General features: G+C 61.8%; 20 protein-coding genes and 2 tRNA genes. 18 read left to right on the forward strand and 4 right to left on the reverse strand.

Annotated elements, in window-relative coordinates; all coding sequences use genetic code 11:
* Positions 1-12: 12 nt before the first annotated feature.
* From HGR_RS00435 to rng, 7 genes are read left to right on the forward strand one after another with little or no spacing between them, the layout of a single operon-like run.
* Positions 13-657, forward strand: a complete 645-nt coding sequence (locus HGR_RS00435) for a 1-acyl-sn-glycerol-3-phosphate acyltransferase (RefSeq protein ID WP_039851816.1) — start codon at positions 13-15, stop codon at positions 655-657.
* Positions 654-1616: an oxygen-dependent coproporphyrinogen oxidase gene (hemF, locus tag HGR_RS00440; RefSeq protein WP_006296060.1), complete on the forward strand. Its 963-nt coding sequence runs from the start codon at positions 654-656 to the stop codon at positions 1614-1616. The genes HGR_RS00435 and hemF overlap by 4 nt, the downstream gene beginning before the upstream one ends.
* Complete coding sequence (gene nadD, locus HGR_RS00445; RefSeq protein WP_006296061.1) at positions 1616-2236, forward strand: nicotinate (nicotinamide) nucleotide adenylyltransferase; 621 nt, start codon at positions 1616-1618, stop codon at positions 2234-2236. Before hemF ends, nadD begins: the two co-directional genes overlap by 1 nt.
* Positions 2236-3078 (forward strand): ribosome silencing factor, encoded by an 843-nt coding sequence (rsfS, locus tag HGR_RS00450; RefSeq protein ID WP_006296062.1) that lies wholly within the window; start codon positions 2236-2238, stop codon positions 3076-3078. The genes nadD and rsfS overlap by 1 nt, the downstream gene beginning before the upstream one ends.
* Positions 3079-3087: 9 nt before the next feature.
* On the forward strand, positions 3088-3555 hold the full coding sequence (rlmH, locus tag HGR_RS00455; protein WP_006296063.1) for a 23S rRNA (pseudouridine(1915)-N(3))-methyltransferase RlmH: 468 nt from the start codon (positions 3088-3090) through the stop codon (positions 3553-3555).
* Between the two features lie 51 nt (positions 3556-3606).
* Entirely contained in the window at positions 3607-4242 is a 636-nt protein-coding gene (locus tag HGR_RS00460) for a Maf family protein (protein WP_006296064.1), read from the forward strand.
* 29 nt (positions 4243-4271) lie between these two features.
* Positions 4272-5765, forward strand: coding sequence for a ribonuclease G (rng, locus tag HGR_RS00465; protein ID WP_006296065.1), 1494 nt, complete (start codon positions 4272-4274; stop codon positions 5763-5765).
* A gap of 26 nt (positions 5766-5791) precedes the next feature.
* Here the strand turns inward: rng and msbA are convergent, their stop codons facing one another.
* Positions 5792-7570 carry a lipid A export permease/ATP-binding protein MsbA gene (gene msbA, locus HGR_RS00470; RefSeq protein ID WP_039851819.1) on the reverse strand — a complete coding sequence of 593 codons (1779 nt, stop codon included), beginning with the start codon at positions 7568-7570 and terminating at the stop codon, positions 5792-5794.
* A 216-nt stretch (positions 7571-7786) separates the two neighbouring features.
* Here msbA and tolB point away from each other — a divergent pair, with 216 nt between their 5' ends.
* The 7 genes from tolB to HGR_RS00505 all read left to right on the forward strand — a co-directional run bounded on the left by tolB (position 7787) and on the right by HGR_RS00505 (position 13400).
* Entirely contained in the window at positions 7787-9166 is a 1380-nt protein-coding gene (gene tolB, locus HGR_RS00475; RefSeq protein WP_081463396.1) for a Tol-Pal system beta propeller repeat protein TolB, read from the forward strand.
* Between the two features lie 189 nt (positions 9167-9355).
* Positions 9356-9916 (forward strand): peptidoglycan-associated lipoprotein Pal, encoded by a 561-nt coding sequence (gene pal, locus HGR_RS00480; protein WP_006296068.1) that lies wholly within the window; start codon positions 9356-9358, stop codon positions 9914-9916.
* 44 nt (positions 9917-9960) lie between these two features.
* Positions 9961-10836: a tol-pal system protein YbgF gene (ybgF, locus tag HGR_RS00485; protein ID WP_006296069.1), complete on the forward strand. Its 876-nt coding sequence runs from the start codon at positions 9961-9963 to the stop codon at positions 10834-10836.
* A 118-nt stretch (positions 10837-10954) separates the two neighbouring features.
* On the forward strand, positions 10955-11767 hold the full coding sequence (locus tag HGR_RS00490; RefSeq protein ID WP_039851841.1) for a tRNA threonylcarbamoyladenosine dehydratase: 813 nt from the start codon (positions 10955-10957) through the stop codon (positions 11765-11767).
* Between the two features lie 180 nt (positions 11768-11947).
* Positions 11948-12023, forward strand: a tRNA-Lys gene (locus tag HGR_RS00495).
* 35 nt (positions 12024-12058) lie between these two features.
* Positions 12059-12134: transfer RNA gene (locus HGR_RS00500), tRNA-Asn, on the forward strand.
* Between the two features lie 177 nt (positions 12135-12311).
* Complete coding sequence (locus HGR_RS00505; protein WP_050797348.1) at positions 12312-13400, forward strand: threonine aldolase family protein; 1089 nt, start codon at positions 12312-12314, stop codon at positions 13398-13400.
* Between the two features lie 111 nt (positions 13401-13511).
* Here the strand turns inward: HGR_RS00505 and HGR_RS00510 are convergent, their stop codons facing one another.
* The 3 genes from HGR_RS00510 to HGR_RS00520 form a co-directional block, all read right to left on the reverse strand.
* Positions 13512-15479 (reverse strand): TRAP transporter large permease subunit, encoded by a 1968-nt coding sequence (locus tag HGR_RS00510; RefSeq protein ID WP_006296072.1) that lies wholly within the window; start codon positions 15477-15479, stop codon positions 13512-13514.
* On the reverse strand, positions 15476-16156 hold the full coding sequence (locus HGR_RS00515) for a TRAP transporter small permease subunit (RefSeq protein WP_006296073.1): 681 nt from the start codon (positions 16154-16156) through the stop codon (positions 15476-15478). Before HGR_RS00515 ends, HGR_RS00510 begins: the two co-directional genes overlap by 4 nt.
* A gap of 118 nt (positions 16157-16274) precedes the next feature.
* On the reverse strand, positions 16275-17390 hold the full coding sequence (locus HGR_RS00520) for a TRAP transporter substrate-binding protein (RefSeq protein ID WP_006296074.1): 1116 nt from the start codon (positions 17388-17390) through the stop codon (positions 16275-16277).
* Positions 17391-17648: 258 nt separating this feature from the next.
* Here HGR_RS00520 and HGR_RS00525 point away from each other — a divergent pair, with 258 nt between their 5' ends.
* The 4 genes from HGR_RS00525 to HGR_RS00540 all read left to right on the forward strand — a co-directional run bounded on the left by HGR_RS00525 (position 17649) and on the right by HGR_RS00540 (position 20639).
* Positions 17649-18023 carry a thioredoxin family protein gene (locus HGR_RS00525; protein ID WP_081463397.1) on the forward strand — a complete coding sequence of 125 codons (375 nt, stop codon included), beginning with the start codon at positions 17649-17651 and terminating at the stop codon, positions 18021-18023.
* 161 nt (positions 18024-18184) lie between these two features.
* Positions 18185-18826: a peroxiredoxin gene (locus HGR_RS00530; RefSeq protein ID WP_006296077.1), complete on the forward strand. Its 642-nt coding sequence runs from the start codon at positions 18185-18187 to the stop codon at positions 18824-18826.
* Positions 18827-18874: 48 nt separating this feature from the next.
* A complete protein-coding gene (locus HGR_RS00535) occupies positions 18875-19477 on the forward strand; it encodes an RBBP9/YdeN family alpha/beta hydrolase (protein ID WP_006296078.1) in 603 nt (200 codons plus the stop codon).
* A gap of 157 nt (positions 19478-19634) precedes the next feature.
* Positions 19635-20639, forward strand: coding sequence for a sulfate ABC transporter substrate-binding protein (locus HGR_RS00540; RefSeq protein WP_006296079.1), 1005 nt, complete (start codon positions 19635-19637; stop codon positions 20637-20639).

Genomic DNA, 20639 nt, shown 5'->3' on the forward strand with positions numbered 1-20639 from the left:
CAACCTTGTTCCATGACTGATTTTCCTCCTCCGCAAGCGGTGCAGTTGCCCGGCAGCGCGGTCGGTCGCTGGGTGCTGCGTCGCCTGGGCTGGCGCGTGCATTGCGACGGTCTGCCCGCGCTGCAAGGCGTGCTGATTGTCTATCCGCACACCAGCAACTGGGACCCGGTTTTCGCCTATGCGGTCAAGTGGGCACTGGGCCTGCGCCTGCGCTACTGGGCCAAGGCCAGTCTGTTTCGCATTCCCTTGCTCGGCACCTGGTTGCGCTCCTTTGGTGGCATTCCGATCGAGCGCGGCAAGGGTGCTCAAGGCATGGTGGGAGACACCGTGGCGCAAATGAAGCAGGCCCAGGAGCGAGGCGAGTATTTCTGGCTGGCGCTGGCGCCCGAGGGCACTCGCAAATACATGCCGGGCTGGCGCAGCGGCTTCTACCGCGTGGCGGTGCAGGCCGGCGTGCCCCTGGGCATGATGGTGCTGAACTACCAAAAGCGCGAGGCGCGGGTGTTGGACTTTCTGCGCCTGACGGGTGATGAATCCGTGGACATGGCGCGCATCGCGGCGGCCTTGGAGCCGCACGCCGTGGCCTACCACCCCCAGGACGCTGCGCCCGTCCGCCTGTTGGACAGCGCCGCGCCGCGCGAGGATGGCAAGCCATGAGCGCGGCTTGCGGCATGAATGCGGAGGCCTCCGCGACCGACATCGAGGCCGTGCGCGGCTATCTGCAAGGCTTGCAGCAGCGCATCACCGAGGCGATCGAGCGTGTCGATGGGCAGGCGGTTTTCCTGGCCGATGCCTGGCGCAAGGAGCCCGGCGAGTCGCTGCAAGGGGAGGGGCTGACCAAGATCCTCGAGGGCGGCGCGGTCTTCGAGCGCGCGGGCTGCGGGTTCTCGCATGTGCGTGGACCAAAGCTGCCGCCCTCGGCCACCCAACATCGACCAGAACTCGCGGGCGCTCCATTCGAGGCCATGGGGGTGTCGCTGGTGTTCCATCCGCGCAACCCCTATGTGCCCACGGTCCACATGAACGTGCGCATGATCGCGGCCACGCCCGCCGGCCGAGAGCCCGTCTGCTGGTTCGGCGGGGGCATGGACCTCACGCCTTATTACGGCTTCGAGGAGGACGCGGTGCATTTCCACCGCAGCTGCCGCGAAGCGCTCGTGCCCTTCGGGCCGGATCTGCATGCGCGCTTCAAGCAGTGGTGCGACGAGTATTTCTTCCTGAAGCACCGCAACGAACAACGCGGTGTGGGCGGCATCTTCTTCGACGATTTTTCTGAGCTGGGCTTCGAGCGGAGCTTCGCGCTCTTGCGCAGCGTGGGCGACGCCTTTCTGGGCGCCTACCTGCCTATCGTCGAGCGGCGCCGCGGCATGATCCATGGCGAACGTGAGCGAGAGTTCCAGCTCTACCGTCGCGGTCGTTACGTCGAATTCAACCTGGTTTGGGACCGTGGCACCCATTTTGGGTTGCAGTCGGGCGGACGCACGGAATCCATCCTCTTGTCCATGCCGCCGCTGGCGAGCTGGTCCTACCAGCAAACCCATGAGCCCGGTTCGCCCGAGGAAGCGCTCTACCGCCACTTCCTGCCGCGCCGGGACTGGTTGAAGGACGCGGTCTGATGGCCCTCAAAGTCGGCGTGTTCGGTGGGGCTTTCGACCCGCCGCATCTGGCGCACCAAGCTTTGGCCGAGGCTGCCTTGACCCAGCTCGGACTGGACGTGCTGCACATCGTGCCTACCGGACAAGCCTGGCACAAGGCACGGAGCCTGAGCGACGCCAGGCACAGGCTCGCGATGTGCCGCCTGGCGTTTGGTGAGCTGGCACAAGGCGCGGCCCGACTGGTGTTCGACGAGCGCGAAATCCAACGCGCCGGCCCCAGCTACACCATTGACTCGCTGCGTGAGTTGCATGCCGAATACCCTGGCGCAGAGTTCTTTCTCGTGCTCGGTCAGGACCAAGCCGAGGCCTTGCCCCATTGGAATGACTGGCAGAGCGTCGTGGCCTTGGCTTGGATCTGCCATGCCGACCGCGACTGGGAGGGGCGCGCGCAGAGCTTTGAGCCGCCGCCGTCGCACGAGTCCCGTTACCGCAAGCTGCACATGCCGCTGATGCGCCACAGTGCCACCGGTGTTCGCGCTGAAGTCGCGGCAAAACCCGATGTTTCCCCGGATTTGCGCTCGCTGGTCAGCCCCGCCATTGCGGGTTATATTGAAACCCACCACCTTTACCAGAAGACTTGATGAAGCCTGAAACCACGATGACCGACAACGCCGTCAAAAAAGACATCCAGAAACTCCAAAGGGCCATCGTCGATGGCTTGGAAGACGTGAAGGCCCAGGACATTCAGGTGTTCAACACCGAGCATTTGTCTCCCTTGTTCGAGCGTGTGGTCGTTGCCTCAGGTACCAGCAACCGGCAGACCAAGGCCCTGGCGGTGAGCGTGCGCGACGCGGTGCGTGAAGCGGGCTTCCCCAAGCCGCGCACCGAGGGAGAAGACAACGGCGAGTGGATCATCGTGGACTGCGGCCAGGCCGTGGTGCATGTGATGCAACCGGCGATACGCCAGTACTACCACCTGGAAGACCTCTGGGGTGATAAGCCCGTGCGCCTGAAACATGGGGCCGAGAAACCCATGGCCCAGGCCGCGCCGAAGAAGACTGAGGAGACTCGCGCCAGCGCCAAGCCCGCCAGCCTGAAGCGTTCCAGTGCGGCCAAGAAGGGCGCGGCCGACGCCTTCCCGTCCAAGGCGCAACTGCAGAAAGCGGCGGCCAAGTCCGCTGGCAAGAAACCCGCTCCCGCCAAGACTGCGGCGGGTAAAACGCCCGCTCGTAAGGCGGCCAAGCCTGCCGCGCCCAAGGTCGTGAAAGTCAATGCGACCAAGCCCGCTGGCAAATCGACGGGGGTGAAGTCCGCGCCCGCGAAAAAGGCCTCCACCGCGAAACCGGCGGCCCAGCGGTCCCAGGCCTCCAAATCACCGACCCCGAAGGCTCCGGCAAAGAAGGTGGTTGCCAAGAAGGCGCCGGCCAGGAAGGTGCCTGCTAAGAAGGCAACGGCCAGCAAGAGCGCGGCCCGCAGGGGCTGATGTCCGCCCATGAGGCTGCTGATCGTCGCGGTCGGCCAGCGTGTGCCTGACTGGGCCCAGACCGCCTGGGACGATTACGCCAAGCGCTTTCCCAACGAGTTGAAGGTCGAGCTCAAGGCCGTGAAGACCGAGCCGCGCGGTTCGCGCACGGTGGATCAACTCATGGCGGCCGAGCGCAGGCGCATCGAAGAGGCTGTGCCCAAGGGCGCGCGCCTCGTTGCCCTGGATGAGCGTGGCACGGCGCTCACTACGGTGGCGCTGGCAGGCAAACTCAAGGACTGGCAACTGCAGGGGGACGACGTCGCCCTGGTCATTGGTGGGCCCGATGGCTTGGAGCCCGCCTTGCGCCAAGCGGCCCATGAACGCATCCGGCTGTCCGACCTGACCCTCCCGCACGCCATGGTGCGTGTGCTGTTGATCGAGCAACTCTACCGCGCTTGGTCGATCAACGCGGGGCACCCCTACCACCGAGAATGAAAGAACGGGCCTGACTGACAACGGGCACGCCACCATCATGGACCTTTGCGCATGGCCGATTTCATTTACCTTGCCTCCCAGAGTCCCCGTCGCCGGCAGCTGCTGGAGCAACTGGGCGTGCGCCATGAGCTGCTGCTGCCTGACGCCGACGAAGACGCCGAGGCGCTGGAAGCGGTGAAGCCGGGCGAGGCCCCCTCCGCTTATGTGCAGCGTGTGACTCAGCTCAAGTTGGACGCGGCCCTTGCCCGACTGCAACGACGTGGCTGGCCACCCGCGCCGGTGTTGTGTTCGGACACCACGGTTGCGCTGGGGCGTCGCATCTATGGCAAGCCCGCCGACGAGGCGGATGCGCGCCGCATCCTGAGTGAGCTGGCCGGTGGCGCGGGTACCACCGCTGCTCAGGCGCAAGGCCGCACGCACCGGGTGTTGACGGCTGTGGCCGTGGGCACGGCACGCAAGCGGCAGTCTGCGCTCAGCGATTCCCGCGTGCGTTTCGCCGCCATGAGCCGAGCCCAGATCGCGGCCTATGTCGCCAGCGGCGAACCCATGGGCAAGGCGGGTGCCTACGCGGTGCAGGGCAGGGCGGCGGCTTACATCGAGCACCTCAGCGGCAGCTACTCTGGCATCATGGGCTTGCCGATGTTCGAAACCGCCCGTTTGTTGCGCGCCTTCGGTTTCGCGCTCTGAACACCACTCCCACCCACATCTCCTTCGCCATGGAAGAAATCCTCATCAACTGGTCGCCCCAGGAAACCCGCGTGGCCGTGGTGGAAAACGCCGCGGTGCAGGAGTTGCATGTCGAGCGCACGGTGGAGCGCGGCTTGGTTGGCAATATCTACCTGGGCAAGGTGTCGCGGGTGCTGCCCGGCATGCAGTCCGCCTTCATCGACATCGGACTGGAACGGGCGGCTTTTTTGCACGTGGCCGACGTTTGGCATCCGCCCGCCGAGGGGGAAACGCTGAGCGCAGCGCGCGCGGCACAGCGGGATACCCCTCAACCCATCGAGAAGCAGGTGTTCGAGGGGCAATCCTTGATGGTCCAAGTCATCAAGGACCCGATCGGCACCAAGGGTGCGCGACTGTCCACGCAGATCAGCATTGCAGGGCGTTTGTTGGTGTTCCTGCCGCAGGACGATCACATCGGCGTGTCACAGAAGATCCCCTTGGCGGAGCGTGACGCGTTGCGGCAGCGTTTACAAAATATCGTGAGCCAAGCCGTGGGTGAGAAGAAGAGCGGCGGCTTCATCCTGCGCACCAATGCCGAGGAAGCGACCGATGCCGAACTTGCCGAAGACATTGCCTACCTGCGCAAGACTTGGGTACGCATCAAGGAAGCCTCGCAGCGCTTGGCGGCAAAATCTCTCCTGCATCTGGATCTGAACCTGCTTCAACGTGTGCTGCGTGATCTGGTTGGGGAGCGCACGGGGAGCATCAAGGTCGATTCACGCGAGCAATTCGAAGCCTTGCGCGCCTTCGGTCAGGAATTCATGCCGGGGGCAGCCACCAAGCTGGAGTTGTACAAGGGTGAGCGCCCCATTTTTGATCTGTATGGCATCGATGAGGAAGTTGCCCGTGCCCTGGGGCGACGTGTGGATCTCAAGAGCGGCGGTTACCTCATCGTCGATCAGACCGAGGCCTTGACGACGATCGATGTGAACACCGGTGGCTTTGTCGGTGCCCGCAACTTCGACGACACCATCTTCAAGACCAATCTGGAGGCTGCCGGGGCCATCGCGCGGCAGCTGCGCCTGCGCAATCTCGGGGGCATCATCATCGCTGACTTCATCGACATGACGCGCGAAGACCATCGCGAGGCCGTGCTGGCGGAGTTTCGCAAGCAACTCGCGCGCGACCGTGTGAAGACCATGCTCGGTGGGTTCTCGCAACTCGGCCTCTTGGAGATGACCCGCAAGCGCACCCGGGAGAGCCTAGCCCACATGCTGTGCGAGCCCTGCCCGCATTGCCAGGGAACAGGGCAGGTGAAGACGACCCGCAGCGTCGCCTATGAGATCCTGCGGGAGATCCTGCGCGAGGCGCGGCAGTTCAATCCGCGTGAGTTCCGTGTGCTCGCGGCGCCCCAGGTGATTGAACTCTTGCTGGACGAGGAGAGCCAGCATTTGGCGGGCTTGAGTGACTTCATCGGCAAGCCGATCTCGCTCCAAAGCGAGACATCAATGTGGCAAGGGCAGTACGACATCGTGCTGTTGTGATGGACAACCTGATGCCGTCGGTGTCCTCATTCGGCGTCGTCATGTAGCCCCAGTTTGTACAGGCGGGCGTACAGGCCATTGCGGTCCAGCAATTCTTTGTGCGTGCCGCTTTCAACGATTCGACCTGCATCCAGTGTGACGATGCGGTCCGCGTGCTGAACGGTCGAGAGCCTGTGGGCAATGACGATGGTGGTGCGGTTCCTCATCAAGCGCTCCAATGCCTCCTGGACGGCGCGTTCGGACTCCGTGTCCAGCGCGGAGGTGGCCTCATCCAGTATGAGGATGGGAGCGTCCTTGTAAATCGCCCTCGCGATGGCCAAACGCTGGCGCTGACCGCCCGACAGCTGGGTGGCGTTGTGGCCGACCGCCGAGTGGATACCGTTCGGCAGGCTTTTGACCAGATCCGCGAGGTTCGCGGCTTCCAGGCTGCTCAGCACTCGGGCCTCGTCGATGTGTCTGTCGCCAAGCGCCACGTTCGCTGCGATGCTGTCATTGAACAACACAACGTGCTGGTGGACAAACGCGTATTGGTTGCGCAGCGCCTGCAGATCCCAGTCCGGCAGGGGCACACCATCGAGCAAGATGCGGCCTTGAGTGGCCTCCATGAACCGAGGCAACAAATTCACCAGCGTGGTCTTGCCCGATCCGGAGGCGCCCACCAAGGCCACTGTCGTTCCCGGCGCAATCGACAGATCCAGACCATCGATGGCTGGCCTGGCCGCGTCTGGGTAGCTCAGACTAACTTGCTCGAAGCGTATCTCGCCGCGTGCTCGGCGCTCTGGCGCGGGTGGGCTATACGCCCCCCCTTTTTCCAGTGGCGTGTCTTCGACCAGGCTGATGGCGCGCTCGAGTGCGGCCAATCCGTTGGTGATGGAACTGGCCACGCCAGAGAGATGCTTCATGGGGGTCAACAGCATCAGCATCGCGGTGATGAACGACACGAAGTCACCAATGGTGGCTTCGCCGCGGATGCTTTGCATCAGTGCGATGCTGATGACCAAGGACAGCGCGACGGCCGCCAGCATTTGGGTCAGGGGAGTGAGCGCGGAAGAGGCGACGCGGGACTTGAACTGAAGGCGCAGCAGCGAGCGTCCCAGTTTTTCAAAGCGTTGTTGTTGAATGGTCTGAGCGCCATGCAGTCGCACATCCCGGTGTGCCAGCACGTTTTCCTCGACCGCGTAGGCCAGTTCTTCCGTGGCCCCCAGGCTGGCGCGCGTGAGTTTGTAGAGCCGCCGCGAGACCGTGCGCACCACCCAGGCGATGGCCGGGAAAAGTAGCCCCACGATGAGGGTCAGCTGCCAGTTCACGTAGAGCAGATAAGCCAGCAAGGCCACGAGCGTCAACACGTCACGGGAGGCGCTGATCAGTGTGGGGACAAGTTGGCGCGTTCCGGAGGTGATCTCGTAAACGATGGTGTTGGTCAACGATGTGGCTGACCGATTGCCGAACAAGGTCAAGCGCGCGTCGAGCATGTGCTTGAACAGATCGCTGCGCAAGCGGAACACGCCATTGCTGGTGATGTTGACGAGCGCCAAAGCCGCGATGTAGCCCGCGACGCCTCGCACGCCGAACAGCACGATGAGCGCCAAGGGCACCAACCAGGGGTTGAAGGTGGTGGTGGCGAAGCCATGATCCAGCAGTGGCTTCATCAGTGCCGGCAATACAGGCTCGCAAGCCGCGACCAGCAAAGTACACAGAACGAGGGCGAACCATGAGCCTTTGTCTTCGCTGAAGTAGGGCCACACTCGACGCAGGCGGGCGAAGACACTGCGCGCGCTGGCGGAAGGTCGTGATGAGGCTTTCATGGGATAGGGCACCGAGCAGTGGAAGCGCTCGCGGTAGCTTGCGCGAGGCGAATGCGAAATCCTTCGAGTCTAACTGAACGCCCCTTAACCTTATGGGGTTGTATGATCACAGACCCGCTTGTCGCGAGTACGTTCTGGTCTTCTTCTTTGGCCCATGCGATTGCGCGGGGTTGTCGGAGCGTCACATCGCAAGGTTTTAGTTGCTGGGCAATACGCATGTTGCATCGTCGGTCTAGGTTTCCCACTTTCTCTCTGTCCGCCATCTGGCTCTTTGCCTTGCTATTGAGTCAGCAAGTGCTCTTTGCGCCTGCGCACGCTCAGTTCCGTGTCGAGGTGGCGGGTGTGGGCTTGACGCAAGTGCCTTTCTCGGTCGCGCCGTTTCGCGGGGAGGCCGCTATTCAGCAGAAGATCAGCGCCATCGTGCTCGCTGACCTCGAGCGCAGCGGACAGTTTCGCAGCGTGGTTCTCAACAAGGCGGATGCTTTGGATGAAACGGCCCGCCCCGATTTGGCGGCCTGGCGTCAGGCTGGTTCGGATGCTTTGGTCGCCGGCAGTGTGACCCGCATGGCCGATGGTCGCTTTGACGTGCGTTTCCGTCTTTGGGATGTGGTCGCGGGCAAGGACCTCGGGGGCCAGAGCTTCTTGGTCAGCGCGGCGGATCTGCGTCTGTCCGCGCACCGAGTGGCCGACTATGTGTATGAGCAGCTCACGGGTGACAAAGGGGTGTTTTCGACCCGCATCGCCTACGTCACCAAGACGGACCAGCGTCACAGCCTGTGGGTGGCGGATGCCGACGGAGAGGCCGCTCAGCCTGCTCTCTCCAGTCCCGAGCCCATCATTTCCCCCACTTGGTCGCCCGATGGTCGGCAGTTGGCCTATGTGTCTTTCGAGTCGCGCCGGCCCGTGGTCTACATCCACGAAGTGTCCACCGGTCGCCGCCGGCTGGTGGCCAGCTTTCGCGGTTCCAACAGCGCGCCCGCATGGTCTCCGGATGGGCGCTTTTTGGCCGTCACTCTGAGCCGCGACGGTGGTTCACAGCTCTATACCTTGGACTTGAACAATCTCGCGGCCGAGCCCTTGCGTTTGACTCGCTCCAACGGCATCGACACCGAGCCCACGTATTCCGCCGATGGGCGCTTCATTTACTTCGTCAGCGACCGCGGGGGCAGTCCGCAGATTTACCGTTTGCCAGCCAAGGGCGGCAACCCTGAGCGAGTGACGTTCACCGGCACCTACAACATTTCCCCCGCGCTGAGTGCTGACGGGCGTTGGCTGGCCTACATTTCTCGCATCAATGGCGAATTCAAGCTGCATGTGATGGAGCTAGCCAGTGGCGCGGTGACGATGCTCACCAACACGGTCTCTGACGAGAACCCAAGCTTTGCGCCGAACAGTCGCTTGTTGCTGTATGCCACCAAGCAAAACGATCGAGAGGCTCTGATGACCACCACGCTCGACGGCGCCATCAAAGCGCGCTTGAGTGGGCAGGGCGGTGACATCCGCGAGCCGGATTGGGGACCCTTCGTGGGTGTCGCCGGTTCGGGTGGGGCCGCCTCGGTCAGTGCCGCTGGCGGTCAAACAAGCGCTCCGCGCTAATTGCGTCGATTCTCCCTGCGAGCGGCTTGAGCCGCATTCAGGAATGCATCCACCCTGCGATGTGATGTCGATCCAGTCCTAACGCAGCCCATAGCCCGCACGTGCGGCTGTGAGAATTTCATACTTATTAACATTTCAGCCCGCTTGTTTCGGGTAAAGTTTCCCCATCTCTGATAGCTGGAGCCCATCATGATCAAACTCAAATACTTGGGAATTGCACTGTTTTCCTTGACGCTGGCGGCTTGTTCGTCGGTCAAGCTCGACCCGCAGACGGGAAGCGATAAGGCGAGCGCTGGTCAAACAAGCGCGACCGTCGCGGACGGTGGTGCGGTGGGCTCGGTCCCCCAGCCCACTGCGACGCCGGAAACCGTGGTGCAGTCCGCGGGGCCCACGGCCGCGTCTTTGCAGTCGGCCGCGATGGCGGCTGGCCGCTTGGTTTATTTCGATTACGACAGCTATGTGATCAAGCCTGAGTTTCAGAAGCTGATCGAGGCCCAAGCACGGTATCTGTCGAGCGATCCCGCCCTGCGTGTTGTCATCGAAGGGCACACGGATGAGCGCGGAGGGCGTGAGTACAACCTGGCCTTGGGGCAGCGCCGCGCCGAAGCCGTCCGTCGCGCGCTGAGCCTGCTCGGCGTGGCCGATACCCAGATCGATGCAGTGAGCTTTGGCGAAGAAAAGCCTGTCTCCGAGGGGAGCAATGAGTCGGCTTGGTCGCAGAACCGTCGCGCCGAAATCAGCTACCGCTGAGCGGAACGCACGGTCCTTTCGCGCGACACAACCCTGAAAACTCAGTGAACTTGCTGAATAAGTCCTCGCGCTTCTTTGTTGCTCTCGATGAGCGAGTGCGTCTCGGCGCTGTTTGCCTCAGTGCCCTTGTCACGCTGAGCACCCCAGCGGCCGCGGCGCTGTTTGGCGACGATGAAGCGCGTGCCGCGATTCTGGAGCTTCGGCAGCGTGTCGATGTGTTGCGGTTGGACCAAGAGCAGCGCGCGACAGCGCAGCAGGAGCAGCTGCGGCGTTTGATCGATGAGAACATCCAGTTGCGCCGAAGCCTGATCGATTTGCAAACGCAAATTGACAATCTGCGGACCGACAATGCCCGCCTGATAGGGCGGGACGAAGTGTCCGCGCGCGCTTTGGTTGACGCTCAGCGTCAGTACAAGGAGGCCTTGGCTGCGTTGGAAGAGCGCGTGCGCGCCTTGGAGCCGGAGCGCGTGAGCGTTGACGGGCGAGAGTTTCTTGCTGAGCGCGCCGAAAGACGCGACTTTGAAACCGGTCTGGGCTTGTTTCGCAAGGGCGATTTCCCGGGCGCACAGAACGCATTTGCCGAGTTCATCAAGCGCTATCCGTCCAGCGGCTACGCACCCTCAGCCTTCTTCTGGCTGGGCAACGCGCAATATGCGACTCAGGACTACAAGGAAGCGATTGAAAATTTCCGCATCCTGCTCAGTCAGTCGCAGGACCATGCGCGTGCACCCGAAGCCGTATTGGCCATCGCCAACTGCCAGGTTGAATTGAAAGACACCAAAGGCGCCCGCAAGACCTTGGAAGAGCTGATCAAGGCCTATCCGAAGTCCGATGCAGCCGCCACGGCCAAGCAGCGCTTGCCACGCTTGAAAGACACTGCACCTGCAGTCTCGTCGACTCAGGGCAACACCAAGAAATAACTCGGTGACCAGGCCGGCGGCACGCAAGCCAACTCTGTGCATGAGTTGGCCGTGGCGCATCTCGGGCATTGGCGTATGAGATGCCTGACGTGATCAACTGATGATGCAAGCAGTGGATATGGAGCCACCAGATTTCGAGCGCCGTTTCGGCGGCTTGGCCCGTCTATACGGCCAGACTGGAGCAGCACGCATCCGCGCCGCGCACGTGGTGGTCGTGGGGGTTGGCGGCGTCGGCTCCTGGGCCGCAGAAGGCTTGGCCCGCAGTGGCGTCGGACGCCTGACGCTGATCGACATGGACCATGTGGCCGAGTCCAACATCAATCGTCAGATCCACGCGCTCGATGGCACGCTAGGGCAAGCCAAGGTGCAAGCCATGCGCGAGCGCATCGCGCAGATCAATCCTGCATGCGAGGTACGTTGCATCGAGGAGTTCGTCGAACCGGCCAACTGGCCTGCTTTGATTGCCCAAGGGCCCTGTGTGGATGCGGTGATCGATGCTTGTGATCAGGTCTTGGCCAAGACAGCCCTGGCAGCCTGGGCACGCGAACACTCGGCGAGTCACCACTACATCACGGTGGGTGCGGCGGGAGGCAAGATGCAAGCGCATCTTGTGGCCGTGGATGATTTGGCCAATGTGACGCACGACCCCTTGCTTGCGCAGTTGCGTTACCGCCTGCGCAAGCACCATGGTGCGCCCCGTGCGCCAGAAAGTTCACGAGGAGCGAAGAAGATTCCGCGCCAAATTGGCGTGGCCTGCGTGTACAGCAGGGAAGCCGTTCAAGGCCCACGTCAGGACGATGAGGCCTGCGATGTCAGCGGCGATGGCAGTCTCAACTGCAGTGGATACGGCTCAATGGTTTCCGTCACCGCAACCTTCGGCCTTTGTGCAGCAGGATGGGTGTTGAACAGGATCGCGACGAACGCGGCATGAACATCATTTGCCGTCGACCTTGGACGGGGTCTCATGGCGAGCGGTTGATGCGCAGCCTCGCCGTTGAGTTGAAAAAAAGAGCCATCAAATTCGAGCCTCGACCAAAAACCCAAAATATTCACGCTATAATCTTTGCTTTGTCGGGGCAGGCGTAACGCGCAGTAAAGCGTCCCGCTGAGTGGGACGTTAGCTCAGTCGGTAGAGCAGCGGACTTTTAATCCGTTGGTCGCAGGTTCGAATCCTGCACGTCCCACCACTGACCGACAAGCGACAATTTGTGAGACCGAATATTCCCCGATAGCTCAGTCGGTAGAGCGCCGGACTGTTAATCCGTAGGTCCCTGGTTCGAGCCCAGGTCGGGGAGCCAAAAGGCCATATGGCCAAAGCAAAGCCCGCTACAGAATCTGTAGCGGGCTTTTGCATTCCGGCTCTGCAAGATGGGCTTGCCATTGGGGTTGATGGTAGAGAGGTTCGAGGCTCGCTTGCTAAGCATGAAAGTGCAGTCCTTGAGAGAATCGGTACTTTGTATCTGATTTCTTTTTCCATGAGCAGTCTTACCTCCGTGCCTTCCCAGAACACCACGCGCCAGCACTTCGCCAGCGACAACTACGCCGGTGTTTGCCCCGAGGCCATGCACTGGTTCTTGGAGGCCAATGCCAGTGGGCATCAACCGGGCTATGGCGATGATGAATGGACGCAACGCGTCTGTGAGCAGCTACGGCAGTTGTTCCAGACCGATTGCGATGTCTACTTTGTGTTCAATGGGACGGCGGCCAACTCGCTGGCGCTGGCATCCCTGTGCCAGAGTTATCACTCGGTCATCTGCACCCCGGTGGCACACATCGAAACCGACGAATGCGGCGGGCCGGAGTTCTTCTCCAACGGCAGCAAGTTGTTGATCGCCGAGAACGAAAGCACTTCGGCCAAATTGGGCAAGCTGACGCCGGATGCCGTCGAGCAACTGGTCACTCGGCGCGCCGACATCCATTACCCCAAGCCCAAAGTGGTGAGCCTTACCCAAGCGACCGAGCTAGGCACGGTCTACTCGGTGGAGGAAGTGCGCGCGATCGCCGCCATCGCGAAGCGCCGCAAGCTCAAGCTCCATATGGACGGCGCGCGCTTCGCGAATGCGGTTGCTGCGCTGGGCTGCGAGCCCGCCGACATCACCTGGCGCGCGGGCGTCGACGTGCTGTGTTTCGGCGGCACCAAGAACGGTCTTCCGGTTGGCGAAGCCGTGGTGTTCTTCGACAAGGCCCTGAGCGAAGACTTTGCCTACCGTGTCAAGCAGTCGGGCCAGCTGGCGTCCAAGATGCGCTTCATCTCCGCACCCTGGATCGGCATGTTGCAAGACGATGTGTGGTTGCGCAACGCGCGCCATGCCAACGCCATGGCGCAACGTCTGTATGGCGCGATCAAAGACTTGGCTGGCGTGCGCGTTCCGCACGCGCCGCAGGTGAACTCGGTGTTCGCCTTCCTGCCGCAGCCCGCGATTCCAGCCCTGCGTGCTCAGGGCTGGAAGTTCTACGACTTCATCGCCGGTGGCGGCTGCCGCCTGATGTGCGCCTGGGACACCACGCCCGAGGCGGTGGATGCCTTCGCGGGCGACATTCGCCGCGCCTGCGCAGCGGCTTGATGGTCGAGCGCGACGTCACCATGCGATTCCCACGGTGGCGTCGCGCCTCAGCTGTCAGAAAGGTGGCCCGCATGCTCGAAGTCACGTGGATCCGCCCCCCGCCCCTCTGGCTCAGTCGTAAAGAAAATGCGGCAGCCACAGCGTGAGTTGCGGCCACAGGTACATCAGCACCATGCAGAGAATCACGATGAGCATGTAAGGCATCATGCCGGCGAAAATCTGATTCAGCGTGACGTGCGGTGGTGACACGCCCTTGAGATAGAAGGCCGACATCGCCACCGGCGGCGACAGGAAGGCCGCCTGCAGGTTCACGAACACGAGCACGCCGAAGAGCAGTGGATCGATCTGGAAATGCGCCAGCAGCGGCAGGAAGATGGGCACGAAGATCACGATGATCTCGGTCCACTCCAGTGGCCAGCCCAAGATGAAGATGATGGCCTGCGACAGCAGCAGAAACTGCAGTGACGACAGGTTCAGGGACATCACCCATTGCTCCACCAGCGCCTGCCCGCCCAGGATGGCGAACACGGCCGAGAACAGCGCGGATCCAACGAACAACCAACACACCATGGCGGTGGTCTTGGCAGTCAGGAACACCGCCTCCTTGATCTTCTTGAAATTCAATGTGCGGGCGTGCCAGGCCATGAGAAAGGCACCGGCCGCGCCGACCGCGGCGGATTCGGTGGCCGTCGTGATGCCGAACAGAATCACCCCGAGCACCACCAGCGTCAGCGTGCCCAGCGGCAACACCGAAGACACCAGCATGCGCAAGATCTCGAACTGCTCTGCATCGAGTGCTCGGTAATACCAGAATAGCAGCGCCAGCGTGAAGGCCACGGTGATCCAGAAACCCGTGTAAAAGGAGGGCGGAACCGTAGCCGCATGCGCGGGGGCGGCGGATTCGCCGAGGGTTTGCAGGCTGTCGCCGTGAGCGCCCTTTGGCGGATCACTGTCTCTTGGACCAGCCATAACCCCTGAAGCCGCTCCTGGCGGTTCTTGCAAGGCATCCTTGGACGTTGCGCTACCTGGAGGCTCCTGCAAACCACCGTCCAAGGACGTCGGTTCTTGTAAGCCGCTTTCGGCGGGGGGCTCTGCTAGATCTGACGAGTCGGCCGATGGCGACTCGGCGGACTGGGCTTGCTGAACCTGTTCCATGGTCTGAGGCTCGGGTACCTCGTTCTGCTGGGTGTAGATGACCATGTACCACCAAACCGTACCCAGAGTCACGGCCGCGAACAGCAGCGGTGTCAGTGCGCTTCCCAGGTTGCGCAGCAACAGCCACCAGCTTGCCTTCACGCCATCGATGCCGGCCGAGAGTGCGCGGCCCGGCGAGATCAGGGCCATCAACAGCGCGGGTAGCAAACGCGGCGAGTAGGTCGCTGCAAGGTGCGCGACCCAGGGCGAAACATCCGCACGCTGCAGCTCGGGCGGTAACTTGGGAGCCACTTTGGGTTGCAGCAAGGCCCAGCCGATGACATAGACCAGGTAGAGGAAGGCGAGAAAGAAGCCTGGGAACATGGCCGCGGCGTAGAGCTTCACCACCGATTGGCCGGCCACGGCCGCGTAAACGATGATCATCACCGACGGGGGGATGAGGATGCCCAGCGTGCCTCCAGCGGTGATCACGCCCGCGGCCAACCGTGTGTCATAACCGGCGTTGAGCATGGGCCGCATGGCGATCACACCCATCAGCACGACCACCGCTCCGACCAAACCACTGGCAATGCCCCAGAAAGTGCAGATGACCAATGTGGCCACCGCCAGAGAACCGGGCACGCGGCGGAACGCCAGCTGCACGGCGTGGAACATGCGATCCACCAGGGCGCCCCGTTCCATGATGTAGCCCATCAGAACGAAGAGTGGGATGGACAGCAGGGTCTCGTTGGTCATCGCGCCGAAGGCGCGCTGCACCATCAGGTCGAAAATGCGGTTGTCGAGCCAGTGCTGTGCCGGGTCGTAGAACGCGATGAAGCCGAAGAACATGCCCAGGCCCATCAGCGTGAATGCCGTGGGAAAGCCCATCAGGATCACGACGATGATCAGACCCAGCATCGTCAAGCCGAGTGCCGCGTTGCTCATGATGCGCTCCCGACGTTTCCCGTGCCGCGCTGGCGCGCGGCTTCGTCGATGGCATGGGCCTTTGCAATGGCTTCTTGCTTGGACTTTTCATCCACGTAAGTGCTGGCCGCGAGCTGTTCCTCCACCACATCCATTTCCTCGGCGTCCTTGAGGCGAGGCGTCCACGTGCCAGTCTTCAGGCAGACGATGCAGCGGATGATTTCAGCGATGCCTTGCAGCAGCACGACCGCACCGGACAGCGGGATGATGAACTTGAAGGGGTAGAGCGGAATCGGGGTGGCATTGAATGTTTGCTCACGCATGGCCAGAGAGTCTTGAAAGTAGCTCCAGCCGGACCAGGTCAGCGCGCAGACGCCTGGCAGGAAAAAAACGACGTAGAGCACGAGGTCCAGCGTGGCCTGGGTGCGCGGCTTCATGCTGCCGTAAAGAAAATCACCCCGCACGTGGGCATCTTGGCAGAGGGCATAGGCTCCGCACATCATGAACAACGTGCCGTACATCATGTTGTTGGCGTCGTAGATCCATGCCGTGGGTGCGTTGAGTGCGTAGCGCTTGAAGACTTCGGCGCACACCACGAGCATGAGCGCGACGATCAGCCAGGCAAAGGTCTTGCCGGTCCAAGTGCTCATGCGGTCCGCGGCGTGCAGCAGGCGCTGTACGTTGGGAAGTGAGGTCATGTCAGAAGGCGAGGGAACGCGGCGAAGAGGGGAGTGAGAGGTTGAAGCACACGCCAGGCGTGTTGAAAAAGCTCCACCATCGGGGGCGACGATGGCGGAGCTGCTTGCTTCGCGAAGATCAGGCCTTCTTGGCGCCGCGACCAAAGTAGCGGTTGTAGGCCATGTTGAAGTCCACCATGTAGTCGTTCTGCCACTGTTTGGTGCGTTGCGCGAAGGCCCTTTGCGAATCGAGCACCTTCTTGAACAGCGGGTTCTCGGCGCTCTTCTTCTCCATGATCTTGTCCCAGGCGTCGAGCTGGGCGCGCAGGATGGCGTCCGGTGTCTTGTAGAACTTCACGCCCTGTTTCTTCAGCTCCTGGTAGTCCTTGGAGTTGCGGTCAATCGCTTTCCAGCTCATGTCGGCGCTGGCGGCTTGCACGGCGTAGTCCACGATGGCACGCAATTCGGGGGGCAGCGTTTCCAACTTGCTTTTGTTGAACAGGATCTCAAACTGCTCACCGCTCTGGTGAAAGCTCTGCAGCATGCAGTTCTTGGCCACGTCGGGGAAACCGAGCACCCGGTCGCTGGAGGCGTTGTTGAATTCGGCGCCGTCGATGAGGCCCCGGTCGAGTGCCGCCACGATCTCGCCGCCTGGCAAGGGGTTCACTGCCGCCCCCATGGCCGTGTATATGTCCACCGCCAGGCCCACGGTGCGGAATTTCATGCCTTTCACGTCCTCCACCTTGGCGATCGGCTTCTTGAACCAACCAAAGGGCTGCGTGGGCATGGGGCCGTAGAGGTAGGACACGACGTCCATGTTGATGGACTTGTAAATCTCGTCCAGCAAGGCCTTGCCGCCCCCGTAGTTGTGCCATGCGAGGACCATATTGGGGTCCATGCCGAAGGCCGGGCCGGACCCCCACAAGGCCAGCGCGGATTGTTTACCGTAGTGGTAGGCGACGACGCCATGACCGGCGTCGAGGGTGCCTTTGTTCACGGCTTCCAGCAACTGGAAGGCCGGCACCACGGAACCCGCAGGCAGCACCTCGATCTTGAGGCGGCCGCCCGCCATGTCGTTGACCTTCTTGGCGAAGTCTTGGGCGTACTCATGGAAAATGTCCTGGGCCGGCCAGGTGCTTTGCAAGCGCAGCGAGGTGGTTTGCGCGTTGCTGATCATCGGCACCGACATGGCGCCGGCGGCCACCGCAGCGCCTTTGAGCAGGCTGCGGCGTCGGGTCGTCTTGCTCTGTGTCATCGCTGTCTCCTTCGTTGTGTGGAATGCCTGGACTCGCCAGACCCCGCATCTTTGACGCGTGCAGAGGTGTGACAAAGAGGGTTTTTACGCACGTCGGCGGGTCATTGCGGGCATGAGCGGGGGTTTTGCATGCACATCGCGCGTTTTTGCTCACGGGTTGGTCCTGACCCTCTGGCCTGCGGCCATGCGCGTGTTTTTGTGACGGAGCTTTCTGGTCGTGGCGGCGCGTGAAGTCCGCTGATCGGGCACACTTGCGGCATGAGCAGCAACCCTAACGCGGCAGATCCCTTGCAGGTGGTTTGCCTCTGCGCCGATTGGTGCAACAACTGTCGTGCTTACCAACCCTTGTTCGAATCTCTCCAGAGTCAGTTCAACGGCGCGGTTCGCTTTGCCTGGATCGATATCGAGGATGAAAGCGAGGTCTTGGGTGAGGTCGACGTGGAAAACTTTCCAACGCTCCTGGTCCTACGCGCGCAGCATCCGCTTTTCTTGGGGCCAGTCACGCCACAGTTAGGTGTCCTGGTTCAACTGGTGCAGACGGCGCTCGACGGGCGCATGCAAGCATTGACCGGTTCCACTGAATGCGCCCTGGCTGTCCGGGTGCATCACCATCTGTCGCAGTTGCAAGCCTGATGAGGCCGCTTGGCGGATCGGTCATGGACGGCTGAACCGCGCTTCCCCGTCTTGAACCCTGCGGTTCATGCCGGCAGGTTATGAGCTAACAGCGAGATATTCGTTGGAATCTCGAGTGGGCACGTCCAGAATGGGCGCCATACCACATCAGGAGATTCCTCATGGCGACGCTACGACTGGGCGACACGGCCCCCGATTTCACTCAGGATTCCAGCATCGGACTCATCAAGTTCCATGAATGGGCAGGTGACTCCTGGGTCATCCTTTTTTCGCACCCGGCTGACTTCACGCCAGTCTGCACCACGGAGTTGGGGCGAACCGCTGCGTTGTCCGGTGAGTTTGCCAAGCGCGGTGTCAAACCGATTGCCATCAGCGTGGACCCCGCCGACAAACACCGGCAGTGGATTCCCGACATCAATGAAACCCAGCACACCACGGTCAACTTTCCGATCCTGGCCGACGCGGATCGCAAGGTGTCCGAGCTGTACGACTTGATCCACCCCAACGCTTCCGTCACGGCCACCGTGCGCAGCGTGTTTTTCATCGATCCGAAGAAAACCATTCGCGCCACGCTCACCTATCCGGCCAGCACGGGACGCAACTTCGACGAACTCTTGCGCGTCATCGATTCACTCCAGTTGACCGACAGCCACAAGGTCGCGACGCCAGCCGATTGGAAAGATGGTGACGATGTGATCATCGTGCCCAGCTTGCAGGATACCGACGAGATCGCACGGCGCTTTCCCAAGGGCTACAAAGCGGTCAAGCCCTACCTGCGTGTCACGCCGCAGCCGAACAAATAAGGGGGCCAAGGGCAGCCGTACGCCAAACGCAGAGAAAGCAGGACCAACGTGACGGAAGCCGTGCGCATTGTCATCGTGCCGGGGTGGCGTGACTCAGGGCCTGGGCACTGGCAGTCCTTATGGGCTCAGCGTTACGCCGATACCGTGCGCGTGCAGCAGGACGATTGGCAGACCCCCGCCCGGGCGGCTTGGGTGGAGCGCATACGGCAAACCATCTTGGCCCAAGTGGACCAAGATGGCAGTGCGCTGCCGGTGGTCGTGGTGGCTCATAGCCTGGGCTGCATCGCGGTCAATCATCTGCCGGAGGATGCGCAAGCACGCATCCGCGGTGCCCTGCTGGTCGCGCCGGCAGACCCGGAGCGCCGCTCCATCCTCAGTGACTTTGCCCCAGTTCCGAGTCGCAAGCTCCCTTACCGGAGCATCGTGGTCGCGAGCAACAACGATCCCTATTGCCCGATTCGCTTGTGTGGCGCCTATGCCCGCAACTGGGGCAGTGAGTTTGTCCGCGTCCCAGAGGCCGGGCACATCAACGTCGAATCGGGCCATGGCGAGTGGCCGCTGGGGGTGGCGCTCCTGCAGTCCTTGGTGGCAAGCGATGGGGGCGAGGGCGGCCTGCGCCGGTGCGAAGCTGCGGCAAGTTTGCCCTCTTAGCCTGGGTTTAGATGCATTGGTTATGAGCTAAAAAGATAATCATCTTTTGAGTTTGAAAGACGGCCTGGGAAAATCCTGCCCACGTCGATTACGGATTTGTGGCCGTGCTGCCACCCCGCAGTTCCATTTGACCCCCATTCCAACCAGAGAGAGATCCATGAACCTGAAAAATGCCTTCACCTTGACCCTGGCGGCCCTGGCGTTGGGGGTGTCCCAACTGGCGAGTGCCCAGCAAGTCACTTTGCTCAACTCCTCCTACGACGTGGCACGCGAGTTCTACAAGGACATTAATCCCGCCTTCAGCGCTTGGTACAAGAAAAAGACGGGCAAGGACGTGAAGGTGGATCAGTCCCATGGCGGTTCCAGCGCGCAAGCGCGCGCGGTGGCCGATGGTCTGGATGCTGACGTCGTCACGTTCAATACCGTGACCGACGTGGAATTCCTGGCGGACAAGGGACTCGTCGCGAAAGACTGGACCCAAAAATTCCCCAATAAAGCCACGCCCACCCTGTCCACCCACATCTTCGTGGTGCGCAAGGGCAATCCCAAGGGCATCAAGGACTGGGATGACCTCATCAAGCCTGGCGTTCAGGTCGTGGTGGTCAATCCCAAGCTGGGTGGTAATGGCCGTCAGACTTATCTGGGGGCCTGGGGTTATGTGAAGAAGAAGGGCGGCACGGACGCACAAGCCGCCGAGTTCGTGGCCAAGCTGTTCAAGAACGCACCGGTGCTGGGCAAAGGTGGGCGCGATGCTTCCGGCATCTTCCTTCAGCGCAACATCGGCGATGTGCTGATCACCTTTGAGTCTGAAGTGATTTCCATCGTCAACGAATTCGGTGCTGGCCAAGTGGAAGCGGTCTATCCCAGCATCAGCGTGGTGGCGGAGAACCCGGTGGCAGTCGTCGAACGCACCGTGGCCAAGAAGGGGACCGCCGATGTGGCCAAGGCCTACTTGGATTTCCTGTACACCGATGAAGCACAGGAGATTGCCGCCAAGCATGCGCTGCGTCCGACCTCGCAGGCTGTGCTGAAGAAGAATGCCGCCACATTCAAGCCGATTCAGTTGTTCACCGTTTCCGAGGTGTTTGGCAGCGCCGCGGAAGCCCAGAAGGTGCACTTCAACGACGGCGGCAAATTCGATCAAATCTACACCGTCAAATAA

This window comes from Hylemonella gracilis ATCC 19624 (genome assembly GCF_000211835.1).
Taxonomy (GTDB): Bacteria; Pseudomonadota; Gammaproteobacteria; order Burkholderiales; family Burkholderiaceae_C; genus Hylemonella; species Hylemonella gracilis.